Annotated in this window: 1 rRNA gene; it reads right to left on the minus strand. The window is 55.6% G+C overall.

Going from position 1 to position 629, the window contains the following annotated elements:
• A 23S ribosomal RNA gene (locus tag ACS04_RS31640) occupies positions 1–629 on the minus strand; the annotation flags it as partial.

Raw genomic sequence — 629 nt, forward strand, 5'->3', positions numbered from 1 at the left:
TATTGCTGCAATGACACGACTTCGGCGGTACGCTTGAGCCCCGCTACATTGTCGGCGCGGAATCACTTGACCAGTGAGCTATTACGCACTCTTTCAAGGGTGGCTGCTTCTAAGCCAACCTCCTGGTTGTCTCTGCGACTCCACATCCTTTCCCACTTAGCGTACGCTTAGGGGCCTTAGTCGATGCTCTGGGCTGTTTCCCTCTCGACCATGGAGCTTATCCCCCACAGTCTCACTGCCGTGCTCTCACTTACCGGCATTCGGAGTTTGGCTAAGGTCAGTAACCCGGTAGGGCCCATCGCCTATCCAGTGCTCTACCTCCGGCAAGAAACACACGACGCTGCACCTAAATGCATTTCGGGGAGAACCAGCTATCACGGAGTTTGATTGGCCTTTCACCCCTAACCACAGGTCATCCCCCAGGTTTTCAACCCTGGTGGGTTCGGTCCTCCACGAAGTCTTACCTCCGCTTCAACCTGCCCATGGCTAGATCACTCCGCTTCGGGTCTAGAGCGTGCAACTCAAACGCCCTATTCGGACTCGCTTTCGCTACGGCTTCCCCACACGGGTTAACCTCGCTACACACCGCTAACTCGCAGGCTCATTCTTCAAAAGGCACGCAGTCACGA

This window comes from Streptomyces roseus (assembly GCF_001044425.1).
In the GTDB taxonomy this organism is placed as follows: Bacteria; Actinomycetota; Actinomycetes; order Streptomycetales; family Streptomycetaceae; genus Streptomyces; species Streptomyces roseus.